Raw genomic sequence first — 1,312 nt, 5'->3', positions numbered from 1 at the left:
TTTAGCAATTTTTGTTTACATGAAAATGACTACAGGACAACAAATGGCATCACAACCAACTCAAGAAGGGATGCCAGATATGGCGAAAATGATGAAGGTTATGATTTATTTATCACCTTTAATGATGTTGTTCTTCTTTAATAACTATGCATCTGGATTAAGTTTATACTACTTCATTTCTAACGCTATTAGTATTGGTATTATGTTAGTTATTAAAAATTATATTCTAGATGAAGACAAGATACATGCACAAATTCAGGTAAATAAAAAGAAACCTAAAAAGCAAAATCGTTTCCAAAAGAAAATGGAACAAATGATGGAGCAAGCAGAACAACAAAAACAAGCACAACAAAAACGAAAAAAATAATAAGCTTGTCAAATTAAAATAGATCTATCTGAATTCATTTCAGAATCTCAACAAGCTGCTATTTTAGCGGCTTGTTTGTTAAACAACATTTTAGCTTTTAATTCGTTTTTATTAACAACATAAATTTGAATCTCTCAATAAGTATGAAACATATTCTAACCTTTTTAATTTTATTCATACCAACTTTATTTATAGCACAGACCATTAATCAATTAGATGAAAATGGTAAAAGACATGGCATCTGGAAAAAGAATTTCGATGACACTAAAGTCCTTCGATATGAAGGAGAATTTAATCATGGAAAAGAAATAGGCGTATTTAAATTTTATAAAAACATCAATAAAGAAGCTGTGTTAACGGCTACTAAAAGATTCAGTGAGACAGACAATATTGCTGAGGTTGTTTTTTATGCTTCTAATGGAAAAGTAATTAGTAAAGGGAACATGAATGGGAAAGATTATATTGGCCAATGGGTTTATTATCATAAAGATTCAGAGCAAATAATGACTTTGGAGCATTATAATAATCAAGGACAATTAGATGGCGAAAATTTGGTGTATTATAATAGTGGACAATTAGCTGAAAAGAGAAATTATAAAGCCAATAAACTAGAAGGAAAGGCAACTTGGTTTGATGAATCGGGAAAGGAATTAAAAGAATACAACTATGTGAACGGAGAATTACATGGAGAAGCTAAATTTTATGATGCTTCAGGAACATTAGAAATAGAAGGTCAATACAAAAACGACAGAAAAGATGGCATTTGGAAATACTATACAAATGGTGAATTAACAGAAGAAAAAGATTTTACACGTTATACTAAAAACCCCTATTTAAAAAAGGACTAAGAATAAAATATAATAAAAATATAAAAGCTCCTTATAAAAATAAGGAGCTTTATTTTTTTAGGTATATCACTTTTTTGAGTAAGCTATTAATCAATCG

Annotated in this window: 2 protein-coding genes; both read left to right on the top strand. The window is 28.8% G+C overall.

Annotation, left to right across the window (positions count from 1 at the left end):
• The coding region (locus FVF61_RS03120; RefSeq protein ID WP_199757260.1) for a YidC/Oxa1 family membrane protein insertase at positions 1-367 on the top strand (367 nt) is incomplete at its 5' end.
• Between the two features lie 143 nt (positions 368-510).
• Positions 511-1,215 (top strand): toxin-antitoxin system YwqK family antitoxin, encoded by a 705-nt coding sequence (locus tag FVF61_RS03115; protein ID WP_148453197.1) that lies wholly within the window; start codon positions 511-513, stop codon positions 1,213-1,215.
• Positions 1,216-1,312: the final 97 nt, after the last annotated feature.

It is taken from the genome of Xanthomarina maritima (assembly GCF_008084905.1).
In the GTDB taxonomy this organism is placed as follows: Bacteria; Bacteroidota; Bacteroidia; order Flavobacteriales; family Flavobacteriaceae; genus Xanthomarina; species Xanthomarina maritima.
This window is presented reverse-complemented; position numbering and strand designations above follow the sequence as displayed.